The organism is Sulfitobacter sp. W074, from assembly GCF_025142275.1.
In the GTDB taxonomy this organism is placed as follows: Bacteria; Pseudomonadota; Alphaproteobacteria; order Rhodobacterales; family Rhodobacteraceae; genus Sulfitobacter; species Sulfitobacter profundi.
On record NZ_CP081130.1, the window covers coordinates 1804410 to 1824142 of the forward strand.

Consider the following 19733-nt stretch of genomic DNA (forward strand, 5'->3'; position numbering starts at 1 on the left):
GTATTGAAGGGCGACAGGGTCTGATGATTGCGGCTGCTGGAGGCCGGGCACGTGTCGCGCGCGCTTGGCGCTGTCGCCTGCGTCGGCGCGCCAAGACGACATCCGGGGTTGAGCGCGGCCCTATGGGCCCCGTCGTCAGGTCTTGGCCGTGAGGCAAAACAGTCGTTAACCAAAATTAAACCAGTCCCTCCCTATCAAGGATGTGAAAGGGAGAATTTGATGAAACGTCTTGTTATATTGGGATTTCTCACCGGATCGCTGGCGGCCTGTGTCGAACCTCCGGCCTCACCCATGGAAGCCGCGGCGCGACGGGCGGCGGCGGCGGAATTGACCGCCAAACAATGTGCAGGCTTTGCGGGCGGCTATGAGAGCGTGCGCAAATTGCGGCACGACGCGAACCAGAATATCGCCACGGCACGGCGGCTTGGGGCGACGGATGCGACAATTGCCAAGGCGCGAACGGATGTGCGCATGGCCTTTGATATGCAGGTCGCCTTCTCCAATCCGCAGCAGGCTTGCAACATGATGGTGGGCGAACTGGCTTGGGCTACGGGATGACCCCCTCTAGCGATGCGCCACGTCGAGCCAGATCGGCAGATGGTCCGACGCGCGGCGGGTCTGCGACGTCTCGACCACGCCGCCTTGGCGCACTGTCAGATGCTGATCCAACGCCATGCGATCAAGAAAAGCCACGGGCATCCGGGCGTGATAGCTTTTGCCCGGTGCATGGATCGTAAAGCGTTTCGCCAAGCGCCCCAGCCCGGCCTTTTGCGACCATTCGTTCAGATCGCCCGCGATCAGCGTGGGGCAGGCGGCGCAGGCATCAAGGTGAGCGATCATGGCGCTTAACTGTTCCTTGCGGGAGGGGCGCAGCAGGCCAAGATGCGAGGCGATGACCCGCAATTGCCGCGCGCCGATGTGCAGGTCGGCCACCATGGCACCGCGCGGCTCGACCCCCGGCAGGGTCAGATGCGCCACCTGATCGATCTTGGCGGAGGGGCGCACCAAAACGGCGTTGCCGTGCCAGCCTATGCTGACATCGCTTGGCGTTGGCACAGGGCGCATGCCCGTGACCTCTTCGACCCGATCCAGCGGCAGGGCAGAGGGGCGCGGGGCGCGGCGGCGGTCGGCTTCTTGCAGCACCACCACATCTGCATGCAGGCTGCGGATGATCCGCATGATCCGCTCCGGATCGCGGCGTCTATCGGTGCCCAGGGCCTTGCGGATGTTATAGCTGACGATGCGCAGCGATTGGGGGGCGACGGCGGGGATCATAGAACAGGCGCTCCCAAACGAAACAGCCCCTCGGCCACCTTGCGGATCATCCCCGTCGGAGGCTTCTCCATGGCGCAGTGTTCGGAGAGATGTTCAAACCAATCATGCAGCTTTGCGACCGACCCCGCGTCATAGACAAAAAGCGTCACCTCAAAGTTCAGCAACATGCTGCGCACGTCGAAATTGGCGGTGCCCACAAGCCCCATATCGTCGATGATCCCGGCTTTGGCGTGGATCATCCCGGGCTGGTAATACAGCACATGGCCGCCAGCTTCGTGCAGGTCGCGCAGGTAGGCACCGCGGGCAAAATCCGCCAGCCGTTGGTTGGAGCGTTCGGGCACCAGCACCCGCACATCCACACCGCGGCGGGCTGCGGTCGTCAAAGCCGCACCAAGTGCTTCGGTCGGCACGAAATAGGGGGTCACGAGCCAAATCCGCGCCTCAGCCAAATGCAGCGCGCGGATCAGACCGTCGTGCAGCGGGTCCTCGGTGATATCGGGGCCGGAAGGAACCAATTGCACCGTGGCGGTCCCGCCCGTATGCGCCGCGACCGAGGGGGCAGGCTCCAAAGCCTCCCCGCTGGCCACGCCCCAATCCGAGCGGAAAACATCGCCGAAACTCTGCACTGCGCGCCCCTCGAGCAAGAAGGCCAGATCGGTCCAGCCGTCCTCAAGCGCCGTGGGGCCGAGGTAGTGCGCGCCGATGTTCATGCCGCCTGAAAAGACCCGCGCATCATCCGCGATAATCATTTTGCGGTGGTTGCGCAGGTTCAGGTGGCCTGAGCCCGGCACTTGCAACAGCGGTGAATAAAAGCGCACGTCACCCCCTGCCGCACGCAGGCGGCGCAGTGCCGCGGCCGGGCCGCGCAGGGTGCCCAAACGGTCCATCAGCAGCCGAACTTTGACACCGGCCTTGGCGCGTTCGGTCAGCGCATCGACAAAGATACGGCCGGTGTCGTCATTGGCAACGATGTAGAAAAGCGCGTCGATCCGTTTCTCGGACCCTTGGATCAGCGCCATCACGGCTTCATGCGCCGCTGTCGGATCACCCAAGAGCCGCAGGTCTTGCCCATGGGCGGCGGCGGGCAGGCCGAAATACTGCATCGTCGCGTCCAGCGTATGCACCGGACGGGGCGGCGGCCCTCCGGTTTCCCCTTTGAGGAAATGCACCGGGGAGTAGCGCGAAGATTGTTTGCGAAAGCCCAGCCCGAGAAACAACGGCACCGCCACCCATGGCAGCGCGATGATGAACAGCAGCCAAGCCGCCGTCGATTGCGGCGTGCGGCGCTGTTGCAAAATCACGATCGCCGCCAGCAGCGTCAGGATCACGATGATGACGATCTCTAGATGGGTGGTGATCCAAGACATGGGGTGGGGTCTGCTCCTTCTTGCTGGCAATAGAGGCAAATAACCCGTTCACCTTTGACAGCAAGCCTTGGTCGGTGTCAGGCGTCGAGGAATGATTTTAGTGTGGTTTTTGAGGTGGTGGCTTTGAAAGACGGATCCTGCTTGCAATGCTACCGTCGGTGCAGTGCCGATCCGCGCAGGCTTTTTTGCACTTGGGTGACAGTGACTGGGGCTGAATTATCCGTATTGCGGCGGCAAGTATCTGATGCATCTTGATAATTATCGCTAAGCCCCAAGGCGGAAACACACTTGATACATAACTTAAGCGGCGCTTGGCCGAGGGTATGTTGCAAATGTGCGACAATCAGCGCATCGCAAATCTGTGAAGTGAAAAACCTGAAACCCAATACTAGATGAGGCGTTGCGTAAGTGACCCTGCGGCGAGGATCGCAGGTCACCTGTATTTAAGGAGCAGAACATGAAACGCACGACAACAATCGCCAGCATCGCCCTGATCGCATCCAGCGCCTTCGCGGGTGCAGCAGCAGCCGGTTCGCTGGAAGACACCACAGTTGAAGCACCGGTTTTCACACCTGCGCCGACACCCGTGGCCGTTGATGGCGACTGGACAGGCTTCTACACCGGTCTTCAGGTTGGTCAAACCGACATCGACAGCGACAGCGGCACCCTTGACGGTGACGACACGTCCTACGGTTTCCACGCCGGTTACGACTATGACTTCGGCAAGTTCGTACTGGGTGGTGAACTCGACTATGACAAAACCGACATCGATCTGGGCAACACAGGCGTCGCCGCGGATTCCGTTGCACGCGCCAAGCTGAAAGCCGGTTACGACTTCGGCAACACGCTGGTCTATGCAACAGCTGGTGCAGCCCGCGCCGACACCGACGTTGGTGATGAAACAGGCCCCTTCGCTGGTCTGGGCGTCACATATAAAGTCACAGACCGTTACACCGTCGGTGGCGAAGTGCTGCAGCACAAATTCGATGACGTAGGCGGCACAGGCGACGATCTGGACGCGACAACCATCTCCCTGCGTGGTTCCATGCGCTTCTAATCTATCTTGGCGGGGTAACTCGCTTGGATAGGGGGGCCGGCTTCCGAAAGGAGGCCGGCCTTTTTTGTGCGGACAGGCCGCGTGGCGGGCATGTCATCTGGCAAAGATGGGCAATGCTGCCCCCAAGCAGGCTGTCTCCGTCCGTCATGGCCGCGCGCTACGCGCATAAAACTTAACCGGACAAGGGGCTTGGCGCAGGGCGGCGGGCTTGCTACAAGCTTGTCATGAACACCGCAACGCTCATTATTTGCTGCATTACCCGCTGAGACATCCTCGCGGGCCGCTGTTCACGTCATTCCCATTCTGACAAAACTATGCCAAGCCCGCGTCACACCCGCGCAAGGACGCCTGCCCATGACCCGTGACCTGACGATCAAGCTGCACAACACCGCCACCCGGAAGAAAGAGGATTTCACGCCGATTGATGCGCAGAATGTGCGGATGTATGTCTGCGGTCCCACGGTCTATGACCGCGCGCATCTGGGCAACGCGCGGCCCGTGATCGTGTTTGATGTGCTCTACCGTCTGCTACGGCATGTCTATGGCCCCGAACACGTTACTTACGTGCGCAACTTCACCGATGTCGATGACAAGATCAACGCCCGCGCCGCCGACAGCGGGCGCAGCATCGGCGAGATCACAGCCGAGACGACCCAGTGGTATCTGGACGACATGGCCGCCGTGGGCGCCTTGGAGCCCGACCACATGCCTCGCGCGACACAGTATATCCCCCAGATGGTCGCAATGATCCGCGGGCTGATCGATGAGGGCTACGCCTATGAGGCCGAGGGCCATGTGCTGTTCCGGGTGCGCAAATATGCCGAATATGGCGCGCTTTCGGGCCGCTCGGTCGATGATATGATCGCGGGCGCGCGGGTAGAAGTCGCGCCTTACAAAGAAGACCCGATGGATTTCGTACTCTGGAAACCTTCGAACGAGGGCACTCCGGGGTGGGAGTCGCCTTGGGGGCAGGGCCGTCCGGGCTGGCATATCGAATGCTCCGCCATGGCGCATGACCTGCTGGGGGAGCGGTTCGACATCCACGGCGGTGGCATTGACCTGCAGTTCCCGCACCATGAGAACGAAATCGCCCAATCCAAATGCGCGGGCCACGGCTTTGCCAACTACTGGCTGCACAATGAGATGTTGCAAGTCGAGGGCAAGAAAATGTCCAAGAGCTTGGGCAATTTCTTTACCGTGCGCGATCTGCTGGATCAGGGCGTGCAGGGCGAGGTGATCCGCTTCGTCATGCTCTCAACCCATTACCGCAAGCCGATGGACTGGACCGAGAAGAAGCGCGAGGAGGCCGAGAAGACCCTTCGCAAATGGTATCTTCAGGCGGCGGAGGCTGAGGCCGCGACGCCTTCACCGGACCTCGTCACGCTCTTGGCGGATGACCTTAATACCCACGGTGCGCTGACCGAATGCCACCGTCTGTCGAATGCGGGCGATACGGTGGGTCTGCGCGGGGCGTTGAAGCTTTTGGGGCTGCTGGATGAGTTGATCCCCGATTGGGCCGCAGTGCAGGCGCTGGATCTGACAGATATCGAAGCCTTTTTGAGTGATGCCCGTGCCACCGCGATGGAGACCAAAGATTTCGCGCAGGTCGACCGGATTAAAACCGCGCTCACCTCTGTCGGGATCGAAGTCCAGATGAGCAAGGACGGCGTGAAACTGACCCCACCGCCCGGTTTTGATCGGGCGCAGTTGGAGGGGCTGTTGTGACGCGCGAACGTCTCTGGCTTTATGACACCACGCTGCGCGATGGGCAGCAGACCCAAGGCGTTCAATTCTCTACCGACGAGAAACGCCAGATTGCCGAGGCGCTGGATGCGCTTGGCGTGGACTATATCGAAGGCGGTTGGCCCGGTGCGAACCCAACCGACAGCGCGTTCTTCGACGCGGCACCGCCCACCTCGGCACGGCTCACCGCTTTTGGCATGACCAAACGCGCGGGCATGTCAGCGGAAAATGACGATGTTTTGGCCGCCGTCTTGAACGCCGGGACGCAGTCGGTCTGTATCGTCGGCAAGACCCATGACTTCCATGTGAAAACCGCGCTAGGCATCACGCTGGAGGAAAACACCGACAACATCGCCAAATCCGTCGCCCATCTGGTCGCCCAAGGCCGCGAGGCGCTGTTTGATGCCGAACATTTCTTCGACGGTTATAAGGCCAACCCCGACTACGCGCTTGAGGCGATCCGAGCGGCCTATGACGCAGGCGCGCGCTGGATCGTGCTGTGCGACACCAATGGCGGCACGCTCCCGGCAGAGATTGGCCGCATCACCCGCGATGTGATCGCCGCGGGCATCCCCGGCGACCGGCTGGGCATCCACACCCATGACGACACCGAGAACGCCGTGGCCTGCACACTGGCCGCCGTCGACGCGGGCGCGCGCCAAATCCAAGGCACGCTGAACGGGCTGGGCGAGCGGTGCGGCAACGCCAATCTGACCACGCTGATCCCGATCCTGTTGCTGAAAGAACCCTATGCCAGCCAGTTCGAGATTGGCGTCACCCGCGCCGCGCTAAAAGGGCTGACGCGGACCAGTCGGATGCTGGACGAAATCCTCAACCGGGTGCCGATGAAACAGGCAGGGTTCGTGGGTTCTTCGGCCTTTGCGCATAAGGCGGGGCTGCATGCCAGCGCCATCGCCAAAGACCCCAGCACCTATGAACATATCGACCCCGCACTGGTCGGCAATACCCGCGTCATTCCGATGTCGAACCAAGCCGGGCAATCCAATCTGCGCAAACGGCTGAGCGATGCCGGTCTGGCCGTGGCCAAGGGCGACCCGGCGCTTGGCCGGATCTTGGAAGTGGTCAAGGGCCGCGAGGCGCAGGGCTATGCCTATGACACCGCACAGGCGAGTTTCGAGCTGCTCGCCCGCGACGTGATGGACCAGTTGCCGCATCTTTTCGAGGTGGAGCGTTACCGCGTCACGGTCGAACGTCGCCGCAATGCCGAAGGCCGGATGGTCAGCCTTTCCGAGGCGGTCGTGGTGGTCGATGTCGACGGAGAAAAGCGGCTCTCGGTCTCGGAATCGCTGGACGAAGATGGCGCAGACCGTGGCCCGGTCAACGCCCTCTCCAAAGCGCTGGTCAAGGATTTGGGCAAGTACAGCAGTCTGCTGGATGACATGCGTCTGGTTGACTTCAAAGTCCGCATCACCCAAGGCGGCACCGAAGCCACCACCCGCGTCATCATCGACAGCGAAGACGGGCAGGGGCGGCGCTGGTCCACCGTGGGCGTCAGCGCCAACATACTCGACGCCTCATTCGAGGCATTGCTAGATGCGATACGTTGGAAATTGATCCGGGACCGCGCCCAATGACAGACGATATGACCGCTTTTTTCACCCTGCACCGGGACCTGCCGCGCGAGGGGCCGGGGGAGCCTTCGGACGTGAACTGGGCCGTGGAACAGGTCGACCTGCCCGCGCGCGCCGAGATCGCAGATGTGGCCTGCGGCCCCGGCAGCGACATCGGCGCACTCCGCGCGGCGATTCCGCAGGGCCATGTGACCGCCCTCGATCAAACCGCGCATTTCGTTGACACCGCGCGGGGCCGTTTCGTGGCCGATGGCAATGTCACCCTGCTGCGCGCGGATATGGCCGCGATCGCTAATGAATATGATCTCATTTGGTGCGCCGGTGCGGTCTATTTCCTTGGCGTGACCGAGGCGCTGACCCGCTGGCACAAATCGCTGCGCGCGGGCGGGGTTGTGGCATTCTCCGAGCCTTGCTGGCTGACCGATACCCCTTCGGAGGACGCCCGCGCGCAATGGGCCGACTATCCCGCGATGAGCGACCCAGACGGCATTGCTGAACGGGTGCGCGCGGCGGGATATGAGGTCGTGGCGACCCGCGTTCTGTCGGAGGAGGCTTGGGAGAATTACTACACCCCGCTGGAGGCCCGCATCGAAAAGCTGCGCCCCGGTGCGGATGACGCATTGGCACAGGTGCTTGATGCAACAGAGGCGGAAATCGCCTGTTGGCGCGCGCACGGGGATGAATTTGGCTATCTGTTGACGGTGGCACGCCCCGCATGACCTTCGACGCCGACCTAAACGCCTGCGCCGCCATGGTAGAGCGCGCCGACCCATGGCGCTTTCGCGCGGCCATGGCGGCGCCCCTTGAGACGCGCAAGCTGCTCTTCCCGCTCTATGCCTTCAACGTCGAAGTCGCCCGCGCGCCATGGGTCACCCAAGAGGCGATGATCGCCGAGATGCGCCTACAATGGTGGCGCGACGCGCTGGAGGAGATTGCCAAGGGCGGCCCCGTCAGGCGCCACGAAGTCACCACGCCGCTGGCCCGCGCCATCGCGCCCGAGGATGCGGAATTACTCGATGAACTCGTCGCTGCGCGGCGGTGGGATATCTACAAAGACCCCTTTGAGGATGCTGCCCATTTCGCGCGCTACATCGACCAGACTGCAGGCCATCTGATGTGGGTCGCCGCACGTCGCCTTGGCGCGACGGAGGAAGCGGTTGTGCGCGATGCAGCCTATGCCACCGGCATCGCCGCATGGCTCTGTGCCATTCCGAATTTGGAAGAGGCGGGCCGTGTGCCGCTGCTCGATGGCACGGCGGAAGGGGTTTCGGCCCTTGCCAATGGGGCGTTGGACCGCCTGAAATCAGCGCGGGCCAAACGGGCGCAGATCCCAAAGGCGGCGCGGGCCGCATTGTTGCCTGCCGCCCATGCCGGACCTGTTTTGCACGCGGCTGTGGCAGACCCGCAAAAGGTCTCCCAAGCAGGCTTGCCTGACCCGCGCCGCCATTTCGCGCTGCGGGCCATGGCGTCTCGCTGGTAGGCGCTTAGCTCAGCTGCGTTTCTTTGCGGCTGCGCAGCACCAGCCAGATCAGCGAGCCACCGGCCAGCACCAAGAACGGCACCATGGCAAAGTTCACCGCTGCCCAGCCTTCTTGCGCCGTGCCGCCCGAACAGTTCATCAAACCGCCCGAGGCGAGCGAGGCGACGGTCACGCCGCCGAACACCAGCAGATCGTTCAGGCCCTGCATCCGCCCGCGCTCATGCGGCTCATGCGCCCCGGCGAGCATGGTCGTGGCCCCGATAAAACCAAAGTTCCAGCCCAGCCCCAAGAGGATCAGCGCGACAAAGAAGTTGCCCAGTTCCACCCCCTGCAGCGCCACCAGTCCTGCGGCGGCAAGGATCACGATGCCAAGGCCCATGATCCGCTCGACCCCGAACCGATTGATCAGGTGGCCGGTAAAGAAGGACGGCGCGAACATCGCCAGCACGTGGCCAGTGACCACGTAGCCCGCGTTATCTTGGCTATAACCGCAGCCGACGACGGCCAGCGGGGTCGAGGTCATCACGAGGTTCATCAGCGCATAGGCCACCATGGCGCAGATCACCGCCACGGCGATGCGCGGCGTGGTCAGAAGCTCCCAGCGGCTGCGGCCCTTGGGCGCGTCATGCGCCGGGATCGGCGGTTTTGGAATGTCGATGAAAAGAAACAGCAGCGCGCCCACAACGTTCACCGCCACCACGGCCAAATAGGTGCCAAGGAAGGGCACCACGAGGCTGCCAGAGGTCGCCGTGGCAAGCTGCGGCCCGATGATGGCCGAGACCAGACCGCCCGCCATCACATAAGAGATCGCCTTGGGCCGGAAGTCATCCGAGGCAGTATCGGCGGCGGCGAAACGGTAGAACCCTTGGGCAGACATATAGACGCCCGTCAGCAGGGAGCCGAGCAAAAAGACCGGGAAAGACGCGAGATAAAGCCCATAGGCCGCGACCGCGCCGCCCAATGCTCCGCCCGCAGCCCCCAGAAAAAACCCCGCCCGTCGGCCAAACCTTTGCATGATGGCCGAAACCGGCGTGGCCGAGAGCATGGAGCCCAGCACGATCATCGAGATCGGCAGCGTGGCAAGACAGACATTGGTCGCCAGCGACTGACCGGCAAGACCACCCACGAGGAAAATCATCGGCATCTGCGCACCAAGAAAGGCCTGCGCTGCCACCAGCACCGCTACGTTGCGCCGGGCGCGTCTGTCGTCGATCATGTCTGAATTCCTCACTTCCCGCCAAGGCGTAGCCCTGCCGATGCGTAAGGGCAAGCCCGGCCCCGGTTTTTGCGCCCCCGATCCCGCTTGCACCCGACGCCAAGCTCGCCGATGATTGCGCCGATGACCGCCTCAAACCACCCTTCGCTGAACCTTCTTCTGCTCGCTGGCACTGCCGAGGCGCGGCAGCTTGGCGTCGCTTTGGCTGAGGCCGGTCACAGGGTCACCGCATGGCTGACGGAACCGCCGCGCGGCAGCAATCCGATGCCGATGGCGTTTGAGATGCGCGACCCAGAAGATACCACCGCCTTGCTGCGCGACATGGCGGGTTTTGACGCGGTTTTGGACCTCAGCCATGGGTTCGACGCGGGGCTGAGCCACGCAGGCTTTGCCACTGCCGCCGCCTTGGATAAGCCCTTTGTCAGTTTTGCGCGCCCCGGCTGGACCTTGGATGATCCGCTGCTGCAATCGGCCAGCGATGTACCCGCCGCCGCCCGTGCGGTGCCGCCCGGGGCCTGCGTCTTTGCCGCCACCGGATGGGCCAGCCTGCCACAGTTTCTGCCGTTTGAGGGTGCGCGCCTCATGCTGCGCCAGACCAGCCGCCATGACCGGCCCGCGCCCTATGACTTTGTGGATCTCATCTTTGGCGATCCGCCTTTCACGGTGGCGACCGAAACCGCGCTGTTTCGCGAGTTTGGCGTCGACCTGCTGATCTGCCGCAACCTTGGCGGCGCGGCCAGCCGCCCCAAGGTCGACGCCGCACTCGCCCTTGGCTTGCCGGTGATCCTCATCGAAAAGCCGCGCCTGCCAAAGGGGGTGCGCTGCCTGACCGACCTTGACGCGATGATGGACTGGGCGGCGCAGCTGTGAGCCTTGCGCTCCCGATCACCTGCAACGCCGATGTGGCCGAGGGAGCCGCTTGGCTGTCTGAAGCCGAGCCGCGTTTTGCCATGGCGCTTGCACGCACCGGTCCGCTGCCCCTGCGCCTGCGCCCGCCGGGTTTCGCGGGCCTTCTCGACATCATCGTGGGGCAGCAGGTGAGCGTGGCCTCTGCCCGGGCGATCTATGCGCGGCTGGTGGAGGCGGGGTTGGACCGCCCGGAAAACGTCCTGCACGCGGGCGACGACGGTCTGCGCGCCGCGGGTCTGAGCCGTCCCAAAGCACGCTATGTGCTGGCCTTGGCAGAGCGGAAGTTTGACTTTGACGCGCTGCACTGCCTATCCGATGACGCAGCCATTGCCGCGTTGGTCGCCATGCCGGGTATCGGGCCGTGGACCGCGCAGGTCTATGTGATGTTCTGCATGGGCCGTCGCGACATCTTTCCAAGTGGCGATCTTGCGTTGCAAGAAGCCGCGCGGGGGCTGTTTGATCTGCCCGCGCGCCCGACGCCGAAAGACCTTACCGCCATGGCCGCCGCTTGGTCACCTTGGCGGTCGGTTGCGGCGCGCTTGCTCTTTGCCTACTACCGGGTGTTGAAACAAAAGGAAGGATTGTCATGACACGGGTTTTGAACGCCGAGCGCCGCGAGCCGGTCTCTGGCACCACACGGTCGGTTGTGGTGTTCCTGCATGGCTATGGGGCCAATGGCGCTGACCTGCTGGGCCTCGCCGATCCTCTCAGCGAGCATTTGCCCGACACGCTGTTCATCGCTCCCGATGCGCCCGAAGCCTGCGCGGGTGCACCGATGGGCTTCCAATGGTTCCCGATTCCGTGGATCGACGGGTCGTCCGAAGAGGAATCCATGCGCGGCATGATGAGCGCGGTCGAAGACCTCGACGCCTTCCTCGACGCGCTGATGGTCGACGAAGACGTGCTGCCGGAACAGGTCGTGCTGTTCGGCTTTTCCCAAGGTACGATGATGTCGCTGCATGTGGCCCCGCGCCGCGAGGATGCGGTGGCGGGCATCGTGGCCTTTTCGGGCCGCCTGCTGAACCCCGAAGCGCTGGCCGAAGAGGCGCGCGTCAAGCCGCCGGTGCTGCTGGTGCACGGAGATGCCGACGATGTGGTGGCACCGCAATCCCTGCCGCAGGCCGCCGAAGCCCTGCAAGAGGCCGGGTGGCAGGACGTCTACGCCCATGTGATGAAGGGCACCGGCCATGGCATCGCGCCGGATGGGCTGAGCGTGGCGCTGGCCTTTATGCGCGACAAACTGGGGCTTTAACCCTTCATCTCATCCCAGAGCCACGGCTCTGCGAATTCGACCGAATTGCCTGCCGGGTCGCGCACATAAAGTGAGCGCGCCCCGTTGGGCCAGTCAAAGCTGGTATCGATCTCGACCCCGGCGGCCTGCAGCCGCGTCTCCATCGCGGCGATCTCATCGCGTTTCATCGCAAAGCAGACATGCCCCGGCCCCCGCGCCCCATGGGGCGGCACCGGCATCTTCGGATTACCGGGCGGCTGGCTTGTTGCCGTGGGGTTGAAGACCAGCAAGACCGAGGGGCCAAGCGCAAAGAACATATGCCGCCCCGGCACCTCTTGAAACAGTTTTAGACCCAGAATGTCGCGGTAAAACTCCCGCGCCGCATCCAGATCATCGACGTAAACGGCGGCTTCGAGCAAGGACTGCGGGGCGGGCGCATCGGGCAGGGGGCTTTTCATCATGCCACAAGGTTAACAAACCCTGCCCATCTGTCACGCCTCTGTCGTAATCTTTGGGCAAAACCGGCGACATCTAGTGGTTCACCTTTGTCTTGCCAGAGAGAAACCGCGAGATATAGTGACTAAAACGGGCAGAGGACGCGACCAGATGGACGGCGATTTCAGGACCGAATTTACCCGCCACCCGGCGGCGCTCAAACACCACCCCGCGCTGGTGCTCAACGCGGATTATCGGCCATTGTCTTATTATCCGCTGTCGCTGTGGCCGTGGCAAGAAGCGGTAAAGGCCAAATGGCTCGACCGGGTCGAGATCGTCGCCGAATATGACGAGGTGGTGCGCAGCCCCTCTACGGTGATCAGGATCCCTTCCGTTGTCGTTCTCAAAGACTATGTCAAACCTCAAAAGCGCGTGGCCTTCACGCGCTTTAATTTATTTCTGAGGGATGAATTCCGCTGCCAATACTGCGGCGCGAAGGGGGATCTGACCTTTGACCATGTGGTGCCCCGCGCTGCGGGTGGGGTGACAAGCTGGCAAAACGTGGTGGCGGCCTGTAGCCCCTGCAATCTGCGCAAAGGCTCGCGGCCCTTGCACCGCACGGGGCTGGCTTTGCGCAAACCGCCGCGCCAACCCGCCGCCGAAGAGTTGCGCAACATGGGGCGCAAATTCCCGCCCGGCCATCTGCATGAAAGCTGGATGGATTTTCTCTATTGGGATGCCGAGCTTCAGGCCTGACGCTTAGATATCCAGTTCGACCCAGATCGGCACATGGTCCGACGGTTTGTCACGCCCGCGCACATCGCGGTCAATCTGGCAATCGCGCAGCCGGTCCGCCACGGTCGGCGACAAGAGAAAATGGTCAATGCGGATGCCGTTGTTGCGGTTCCAGGCACCGGCCTGATAATCCCAGAACGAATAATGCCCCGGCCCTTGGGTGCGCGCCCGAAAAGCATCCGTAAGCCCAAGGTTCACCAGCTGCCGCCACGCCGCGCGGGATTCGGGGCGAAATAGGGCGTCTTCGCGCCAACTGTCGGGTTTGGCCGCATCTTCGGCCTGCGGGATAATGTTGTAATCGCCCGCCATGAGGAAGGGCGTTTCTTCGGCCAGTAGCGTCTCGGCACGGGCTTGTAGCCGGGCCATCCAAGCGAGTTTATAGTCATACTTTGGCCCCGGCACCGGGTTGCCATTGGGCAGGTAAAGCCCGCAAACCCGTAGCGCCATATCGTCACCCACGACCGTGGCCTCGATCCAGCGAGCCTGATCGTCTTCGTCATCGCCGGGCAGGCCGCGGGTCACATCCTCCAGCGGGAGTTTCGACAGGATCGCCACACCGTTGAAAGATTTCTGCCCGTGGGTCTCGACGTTATAACCGCGCTCTTCGAGCATCTCGCGGGGGAAGGCCTCGTCGACCGACTTGATCTCTTGCAGCACAACCACGTCCGGCTGCGCCTCGTCGAGCCACTCGGGCAAGGCCGCGGCGCGGGCTTTGATACCGTTGATGTTAAAACTCGCGATTTTCATATCCGGCCCTCTTTCGACGTGGGTCTGCTATCGCGCAAATGCGGTGGCGGAGCAAGGGGGAGGGCTGCGCGCTTAGGGTGATTCTTGGGCGGCAAGTTCTAGTATAACTAGAGCCGCGGAATTCTCCCGCGCTGCATTGTTCTGCAACAGCCCTGTGGAAGGTTTTTAGTTGGCACCATGCAAAGGATGGAAAGTCGAACAATTGGTCGAAACTGTGGCGCGACACTAATGTGGATAACTTAACCAGTACAATAACTTAGGCGAAAAATCCTTGGCGAAACAATTTTAACGTGCATCAGTAATTGGACTACATCTTTAAATTGCAAAGCCCTTTGAAAGGACACCACGATGACCGCTATTTCCGCACGTAACTTCGCCCCCGTAACAGCGCCTGAAACACAGGACAAGCCGATGATGCTCGGCGCGGGGGTTGGCCTTTTCACCACCGGTCTTAACCGCGGAGGCGGTGACATGCTGATGGGCGAGGGGACCGAGATGTTCACCACCGGTCTGCACCACGACAGCGGCAGCATCGCGCAGGGGGCGGGGGTCGGTCTTTTCACAACCGGCCTCGCGCCGACCGAGGCGCAGGTGCTGCGCTTTGATGCCTGAAACTGGTTCAAGCGGGCGGCCCCGTCGCCCGCTGTTTCCCATCTGGAGGCGCTATGATGACCAATGTTGTTCTGCTGAGACCTGCCGAGTGCCGCGACCCGGAAGTCCAATCTGCCCGCTTGATCCGCAGCTTTGCGAAGGAGCGTCGCGCTCAGGGGGATGTTTTTTGGCTCAAGGAAAACGCCGAACTGCTGGGGGTGCTGGCAAGCACGGGCGCCGCGCTGGACGCCGAGGCGCTAGAGCCGCTCGCCGCATTCCACGCAGGGTGCCGCGATCTGCTGCGCAATTTCCCACAATACTACCGTTTTATCCTGTCGATCTGCCTCGACCTCGAAGCAATCGGCCTGCCAAAGCAACACGGCGCGGCGCTCTGCGGCAGGGTTGCGCGGGCGGATCTGGAAGGCGCAGAACTGTCAGACCTGCAACGCGCCGAGGCCCGCCGTCTGCTGCGCCGTCGGGGTGTCGGGCCGCAGGTCGGTGACGGGGCGCTTGGCCAGCGGCTGCGCGACTTCGTCTCGCGCAGTGTCACCTTTGCCATGCCCAATCGAAAGGCGGCTTATGAGCTGACACATATCATTTTCTACTTGTCGGATTATGGCCGCCAGATTCCCGAACTGCCAGACGGGACACTAAAGAGCCTGCATTTCACCGGGCTGCTGGCCTTTCTGGATCAAGACATGGATCTGCTGGCCGAGGTCTGCGCCGCGCTGCGTTTCAGCGGCAATTACCCAAGCCCACTGTGGGAAGATGCCATCGCGGCCTACCACCGCGCCCTGCGCGTTCAAGCCGAGCCCGATGCGCCCATGCATGACGATTATCACGAATTTCTTGTCACCGGCTGGGCCATGAAAATCGCAGACCGTTCGTCACTGGCCCAAACCATGCCGCAAGGCGCGCTGCGCTTTCACGCCTCCCGCAGCGGGCAAGGTGCGCTGCGCCCGCTGGCAGCTTGCCTGAATGATATGGGGGCGCAGCGGCGCGCGGATTGGGGGTATATGCGCCCGCATGTTCTGTCTTATCTCGGACCTGACAGCCATGCGATCTTGCTCGCAGCCGAACGCTCTGGCCCGCATTTCGAACAGTTTTTCGAGGGGTTCGCACGGGTGCGCGCCTGAACGCGCCCGGATGTGCTCACATCGAAAAGGACGTGCCGCAGCCGCAGGCCGCCGTGGCATTGGGGTTCTCAATCGTGAACCGCGCGCCGATCAGTTCTTCGGTGAAGTCGATCACCGCATCGGCCAGAAACGGCAGGGACACGCTATCGACCACCACCTTCTGACCGCTGCCTTCCAGAACGAGGTCATCCTCGGCAGGTTCGTCCAGCGCAATGTCATATTGAAACCCTGAGCAGCCGCCGCCTTCGACAGCGACGCGCAGGGCTTTGCCTTCGTCGGCGGCGCCGATCTCGGCAAGGCGTTCAAAGGCGCGGGGGGTGACTTTGGGGGGCAGGTTCATCTGCGGGCTCCGATGCATCGGTTTTCTTTCGTGTTCCCCTAACATATAGAAACCACAAGGACAGGTCACAAGGACCGCGAGAGAGGACCAGCCGCAATGCGCGCAGAATTCGCCTCGGATCCGGACACCGCCAAGGGACGGTTGGTGCCGGAGGAGGAAAGCACGTTTCGCTCCTGCTATCAGCGGGACCGGGACCGGATCATTCACGCCTCCGCCTTTCGGCGGCTCAAACATAAGACGCAGGTCTTTGTGGAGCATGAGGGCGACTATTTCCGGACCCGTTTGACCCATTCCATCGAAGTGGCGCAGGTGGCGCGCACCATCGCAGGGGCGTTGCGCCTGAATGGCGAGCTGACCGAGGCCGTGGCGCTGGCGCATGATCTGGGCCACACGCCCTTTGGCCACACCGGCGAGGATGCGCTGCACAAGCTGATGGCACCCTACGGTGGGTTTGACCACAACGCGCAGGCGATCAAGATCGTCACAACGCTGGAGCGGCACTATGCCGAATTCGACGGGCTGAACCTGACGTGGGACACGCTCGAAGGGATTGCCAAGCACAATGGGCCGGTCACGGGCGGCGTGCCCCATGCGCTGGCTGACTATAACGCGCGCCATGATCTGGAACTGCACACCCACGCCAGCGCCGAGGCACAGGTGGCAGCACTTTCCGATGACATTGCCTACAACAACCACGACCTGCACGACGGACTGCGGGCAGGGCTGTTCACCGAAGCCGAGATTGCCGAGCTGCCCATGGTCGGCGCGGCCTATGCGGAAGTGGACCGGCTTTACTCCGACACCGACAGCTACCGCCGCCGTCATGAGGCGCTGCGCCGGGTCTTTGGCGTGATGGTAGGCGATGTGATCGAAACATCGTCCAAACTGCTGAAAGAGACGGGGGCGACATCGCCCGATGACATCCGCCATCTGGGCCGTCCGGTGATCCGTTTTTCGGATCCTGTCTGGCAGGACCTGCGCGAGATCCGAAAGTTCCTCTTTACCCGCATGTACCGCGCCCCCTCGGTGATGGAAAATCGCGAGAAGGTAACGAAGGTGGTCGAAGACCTCTTTCCGCTGTTTTTATCCCAACCCAATCTGTTGCCGCGCCACTGGGCGGCGGCGATCGAGGCGGCAGAGAATGAAACCACGCTGGCGCGGATGGTCTCGGATTACATTGCGGGCATGACTGACCGATTTGCGTTGCAAGAACACGCCCGTCTCTTTGGCAGTGATTTGCGCAGCTTCCGCTAATCTTTGCGGCATGGTAGCCTACCTTTTGTGATCCATAGGTGACGTGACATGATACAAACCCCCGTTCTGCCGGAAAGCCTTGCCGGTGACGCGACCTTTGCGATCCTTTCGGCGGGTCAAGCGCCGGGCCCAACGGTCGCCAAGCGCGCGGCGAAGTTAGGGGCGGAAGTCGTGGCGATGGACCGTGATCCCGCCGTGCTGGCACGGCTGATGAGCCAGTCGACCGCAAGGGTTGAAGGGCTGGCGCTTGCCGGGGATCTGGTCAGCCGGTTCGAGCCGCTTTACCGCAACTGGGGCGGCACGCCGCTGCATTTGGTGTTGAACCTGATGCCGCTGGACCCCGACGATTGCGCCAAGGGCATGGACGCGCAGATCCGAGGGCTATCTGCCATGGTGCGGGCTTTGGGCCGGGGCTTGGTGGCCGGGCAGGGGTCTGTCGTGACCGTCCTGCCGCGCCCCAGCCAGCCACTGGCGCTCGCCGGACATGGCATGATCGGCGCATTTGAGGCCGCCAATGCCGCGCTCGATAAGGTGTTTGGCGCACGCGGGCTGCATTTTCACCTGATTACGGTACCCGAGGGGCAAGCCGAGCTCGCGGCAGACAGCGCGCTGTTCCTGGGGTCCGAGGCTGGCCGACGGCTCCGAAGTGGGCGTTTGGACCTCGGCTGATACCGCCGCTTCAAACGCCATTCCCTGACTTGGGCCCTCGCGGCCTGCCGCTTGATTGACTGCACCCCCGCACATGATAAACGGGCGGGGAACAAGGATACCCGACATGAACCTATTTGCCGAAATTCGCCATCTTATCATTGCGACGCTGGAACAGATGGTCGCGCAGGACGCCCTGCCTGCGACCCTGAACTTTGACCCGATCACCGCCGAGCCGCCACGCGACCCTGCGCATGGTGACATGGCGACCAATGCTGCGATGGTGCTGGCCAAGCCCGCGGGCATGAAGCCACGCGATATCGCCGAAGCATTGGCCGCCCAATTGCAAAACGATCCGCGCATCACCTCTGCCGAAGTGGCCGGCCCGGGCTTTATCAACCTGCGCCTTGCGCCTTCGGTCTGGCAGAACGTGGCACGGCAAGTCTTGAACCAAGGCACCGACTTTGGCCGCGCGATCCTTGGCGCGGGTCAGCGGGTGAACGTCGAATATGTCTCGGCCAACCCCACCGGGCCGCTGCATGTGGGCCACACCCGTGGCGCGGTCTTTGGCGATGCGCTGGCGAGCTTGCTGGATTTCGCAGGCTACGACGTGACGCGCGAATATTACATCAACGACGGCGGCGCGCAGGTCGATGTGCTGGCACGCTCGGTCTACCTGCGCTACCTCGAAGCCAATGGCAAAGAGGTGGCCTTCCCCGATGGCACATACCCCGGGGACTACCTGATCCCGCTGGGCGAGGCGCTGGCCAAGATGTATGGCGACAAGCTGGTCGATCAACCTGAGAGCGAATGGCTTGATCATATCCGCGACTTTGCGACCGATGCGATGATGAACCTGATCCGTGAGGATCTGGCAGCCCTCGGCGTTGAGATGGATGTCTTCTACAGCGAGAAATCCCTCTACGGCACCGGCCAGATCGAAGCGGCGATTGCTTCTCTCGAAGCCAAAGGGCTGATCTACGAAGGCGTGCTGGAGCCGCCAAAAGGCAAGAAGCCCGAAGATTGGGAACCGCGCGAACAGACGCTGTTCAAATCCACCGAACACGGCGATGACGTGGACCGCCCGGTCAAGAAATCCGACGGGTCCTGGACCTATTTCGCCCCCGACATCGCCTATCACTACGACAAGGTCAGCCGCGATTTCGACATGCTGATCGACATTTTTGGCGCGGATCATGGCGGCTACGTTAAGCGGATGAAGGCGGCCGTGTCGGCATTGAGCGATGGTCATGTGCCGCTCGACATCAAGCTGACGCAATTGGTGAAACTCTTTAAAAACGGCGAGCCGTTCAAGATGTCCAAACGGGCAGGGACCTTTGTGACCCTGCGCGATGTGGTTGATCAGGTGGGCCCCGATGTGACGCGCTTTGTCATGCTGACGCGCAAGAACGACGCGATGCTCGACTTTGATTTCGACAAGGTGCTGGAACAAAGCCGCGAAAACCCGGTGTTCTATGTGCAATACGCCCATGCGCGGGTGGCTTCGATCCTGCGCAAAGCCCAAGAGGCCGGGGTCGAGGTTGCCGATGCCACGCTGATGGATGCGGATCTGACCAAGCTTGACCATGATGCCGAGCTGGGCCTGCTGCGCAAACTGGCCGAATGGCCGCGTCTGGTCGAAACCGCCGCGCGCAGCAACGAGCCGCACCGGGTGGCCTTCTACCTCTATGAACTCGCGTCCGATTTCCACAGCCTCTACCACTTGGGCCGTTCCGAAGACGGGCTGCGTGCGTTGCAAGAAGGGGACGCTGCCACATCGCAGGCAAAAATTGCCCTGTCGCGTGCCGTTGCGATTGTAATTGCGGCGGGTCTTGGTATTCTTGGGGTCACACCGGCGCAGGAGATGCGATAACCGCACCAGCGCGCCGAAAACAGGCAACCCCATGACCAGACCCG

General features: G+C 62.4%; 21 protein-coding genes. 15 read left to right on the plus strand and 6 right to left on the minus strand.

Annotated elements, in window-relative coordinates; genetic code table 11:
• Positions 1-219 precede the first annotated feature (219 nt).
• On the plus strand, positions 220-558 hold the full coding sequence (locus K3762_RS08845) for a hypothetical protein (RefSeq protein ID WP_067622059.1): 339 nt from the start codon (positions 220-222) through the stop codon (positions 556-558).
• 6 nt (positions 559-564) lie between these two features.
• On the opposite strand, the gene K3762_RS08850 is transcribed toward K3762_RS08845, so the two are convergent.
• Positions 565-1275, minus strand: a complete 711-nt coding sequence (locus K3762_RS08850; protein ID WP_132443476.1) for an endonuclease/exonuclease/phosphatase family protein — start codon at positions 1273-1275, stop codon at positions 565-567.
• Positions 1272-2642: a phosphatidylserine/phosphatidylglycerophosphate/cardiolipin synthase family protein gene (locus tag K3762_RS08855; protein ID WP_132443475.1), complete on the minus strand. Its 1371-nt coding sequence runs from the start codon at positions 2640-2642 to the stop codon at positions 1272-1274. Before K3762_RS08855 ends, K3762_RS08850 begins: the two co-directional genes overlap by 4 nt.
• A 457-nt stretch (positions 2643-3099) precedes the next feature.
• Here K3762_RS08855 and K3762_RS08860 point away from each other — a divergent pair, with 457 nt between their 5' ends.
• The 5 genes from K3762_RS08860 (at position 3100) to K3762_RS08880 (ending at position 8514) form a co-directional block, all read left to right on the plus strand.
• Positions 3100-3699: an outer membrane protein gene (locus tag K3762_RS08860; RefSeq protein ID WP_067621921.1), complete on the plus strand. Its 600-nt coding sequence runs from the start codon at positions 3100-3102 to the stop codon at positions 3697-3699.
• 354 nt (positions 3700-4053) lie between these two features.
• Entirely contained in the window at positions 4054-5424 is a 1371-nt protein-coding gene (gene cysS / locus K3762_RS08865) for a cysteine--tRNA ligase (protein WP_260008965.1), read from the plus strand.
• Positions 5421-7037 (plus strand): citramalate synthase, encoded by a 1617-nt coding sequence (gene cimA / locus K3762_RS08870; protein WP_260008967.1) that lies wholly within the window; start codon positions 5421-5423, stop codon positions 7035-7037. Before cysS ends, cimA begins: the two co-directional genes overlap by 4 nt.
• Positions 7034-7753, plus strand: coding sequence for a trans-aconitate 2-methyltransferase (locus K3762_RS08875; RefSeq protein ID WP_260008969.1), 720 nt, complete (start codon positions 7034-7036; stop codon positions 7751-7753). Before cimA ends, K3762_RS08875 begins: the two co-directional genes overlap by 4 nt.
• Complete coding sequence (locus tag K3762_RS08880; RefSeq protein WP_260008972.1) at positions 7750-8514, plus strand: squalene/phytoene synthase family protein; 765 nt, start codon at positions 7750-7752, stop codon at positions 8512-8514. Before K3762_RS08875 ends, K3762_RS08880 begins: the two co-directional genes overlap by 4 nt.
• Positions 8515-8518: 4 nt before the next feature.
• Here the strand turns inward: K3762_RS08880 and K3762_RS08885 are convergent, their stop codons facing one another.
• Entirely contained in the window at positions 8519-9730 is a 1212-nt protein-coding gene (locus K3762_RS08885) for an MFS transporter (RefSeq protein WP_260008976.1), read from the minus strand.
• A 123-nt stretch (positions 9731-9853) separates the two neighbouring features.
• Here K3762_RS08885 and K3762_RS08890 point away from each other — a divergent pair, with 123 nt between their 5' ends.
• Genes K3762_RS08890 through K3762_RS08900 form a run of 3 tightly spaced genes read left to right on the plus strand, consistent with a single transcriptional unit; the run spans position 9854 to position 11891 of the window.
• On the plus strand, positions 9854-10600 hold the full coding sequence (locus tag K3762_RS08890; protein WP_260008979.1) for a precorrin-6A/cobalt-precorrin-6A reductase: 747 nt from the start codon (positions 9854-9856) through the stop codon (positions 10598-10600).
• Positions 10597-11229: a DNA-3-methyladenine glycosylase gene (locus K3762_RS08895; protein WP_120350988.1), complete on the plus strand. Its 633-nt coding sequence runs from the start codon at positions 10597-10599 to the stop codon at positions 11227-11229. The genes K3762_RS08890 and K3762_RS08895 overlap by 4 nt, the downstream gene beginning before the upstream one ends.
• The gene (locus K3762_RS08900) at positions 11226-11891 is read left to right on the plus strand and encodes an alpha/beta hydrolase (RefSeq protein ID WP_067939390.1); all 666 of its coding nucleotides are present in this window, start codon (positions 11226-11228) and stop codon (positions 11889-11891) included. Before K3762_RS08895 ends, K3762_RS08900 begins: the two co-directional genes overlap by 4 nt.
• Here K3762_RS08900 and K3762_RS08905 read toward each other — a convergent pair.
• The gene (locus tag K3762_RS08905) at positions 11888-12331 is read right to left on the minus strand and encodes a VOC family protein (protein WP_132443469.1); all 444 of its coding nucleotides are present in this window, start codon (positions 12329-12331) and stop codon (positions 11888-11890) included. The genes K3762_RS08900 and K3762_RS08905 overlap by 4 nt on opposite strands.
• A 145-nt stretch (positions 12332-12476) precedes the next feature.
• Here K3762_RS08905 and K3762_RS08910 point away from each other — a divergent pair, with 145 nt between their 5' ends.
• Positions 12477-13061 (plus strand): HNH endonuclease, encoded by a 585-nt coding sequence (locus K3762_RS08910; RefSeq protein ID WP_067621954.1) that lies wholly within the window; start codon positions 12477-12479, stop codon positions 13059-13061.
• Positions 13062-13064: 3 nt separating this feature from the next.
• Here K3762_RS08910 and xth read toward each other — a convergent pair whose 3' ends face one another.
• On the minus strand, positions 13065-13847 hold the full coding sequence (gene xth, locus K3762_RS08915) for an exodeoxyribonuclease III (RefSeq protein ID WP_120350991.1): 783 nt from the start codon (positions 13845-13847) through the stop codon (positions 13065-13067).
• A gap of 348 nt (positions 13848-14195) precedes the next feature.
• On the opposite strand from xth, the gene K3762_RS08920 reads away from it, so the two are divergent.
• Together K3762_RS08920 and K3762_RS08925 are read left to right on the plus strand one after the other, a co-directional pair.
• A complete protein-coding gene (locus K3762_RS08920) occupies positions 14196-14459 on the plus strand; it encodes a DUF6749 family protein (protein WP_132443468.1) in 264 nt (87 codons plus the stop codon).
• Between the two features lie 53 nt (positions 14460-14512).
• On the plus strand, positions 14513-15574 hold the full coding sequence (locus K3762_RS08925; protein WP_240791525.1) for a DUF6902 family protein: 1062 nt from the start codon (positions 14513-14515) through the stop codon (positions 15572-15574).
• A 16-nt stretch (positions 15575-15590) separates the two neighbouring features.
• Here the strand turns inward: K3762_RS08925 and K3762_RS08930 are convergent, their stop codons facing one another.
• Positions 15591-15914, minus strand: a complete 324-nt coding sequence (locus tag K3762_RS08930) for an iron-sulfur cluster assembly accessory protein (protein WP_067627534.1) — start codon at positions 15912-15914, stop codon at positions 15591-15593.
• A gap of 96 nt (positions 15915-16010) precedes the next feature.
• Here K3762_RS08930 and K3762_RS08935 point away from each other — a divergent pair, with 96 nt between their 5' ends.
• The 3 genes from K3762_RS08935 (at position 16011) to argS (ending at position 19689) form a co-directional block, all read left to right on the plus strand.
• Positions 16011-17168 carry a deoxyguanosinetriphosphate triphosphohydrolase gene (locus K3762_RS08935; protein WP_260008985.1) on the plus strand — a complete coding sequence of 386 codons (1158 nt, stop codon included), beginning with the start codon at positions 16011-16013 and terminating at the stop codon, positions 17166-17168.
• A 48-nt stretch (positions 17169-17216) separates the two neighbouring features.
• Entirely contained in the window at positions 17217-17837 is a 621-nt protein-coding gene (locus tag K3762_RS08940) for a hypothetical protein (protein WP_260008987.1), read from the plus strand.
• A gap of 106 nt (positions 17838-17943) precedes the next feature.
• Positions 17944-19689, plus strand: coding sequence for an arginine--tRNA ligase (argS, locus tag K3762_RS08945; protein WP_132443466.1), 1746 nt, complete (start codon positions 17944-17946; stop codon positions 19687-19689).
• Positions 19690-19733: the final 44 nt, after the last annotated feature.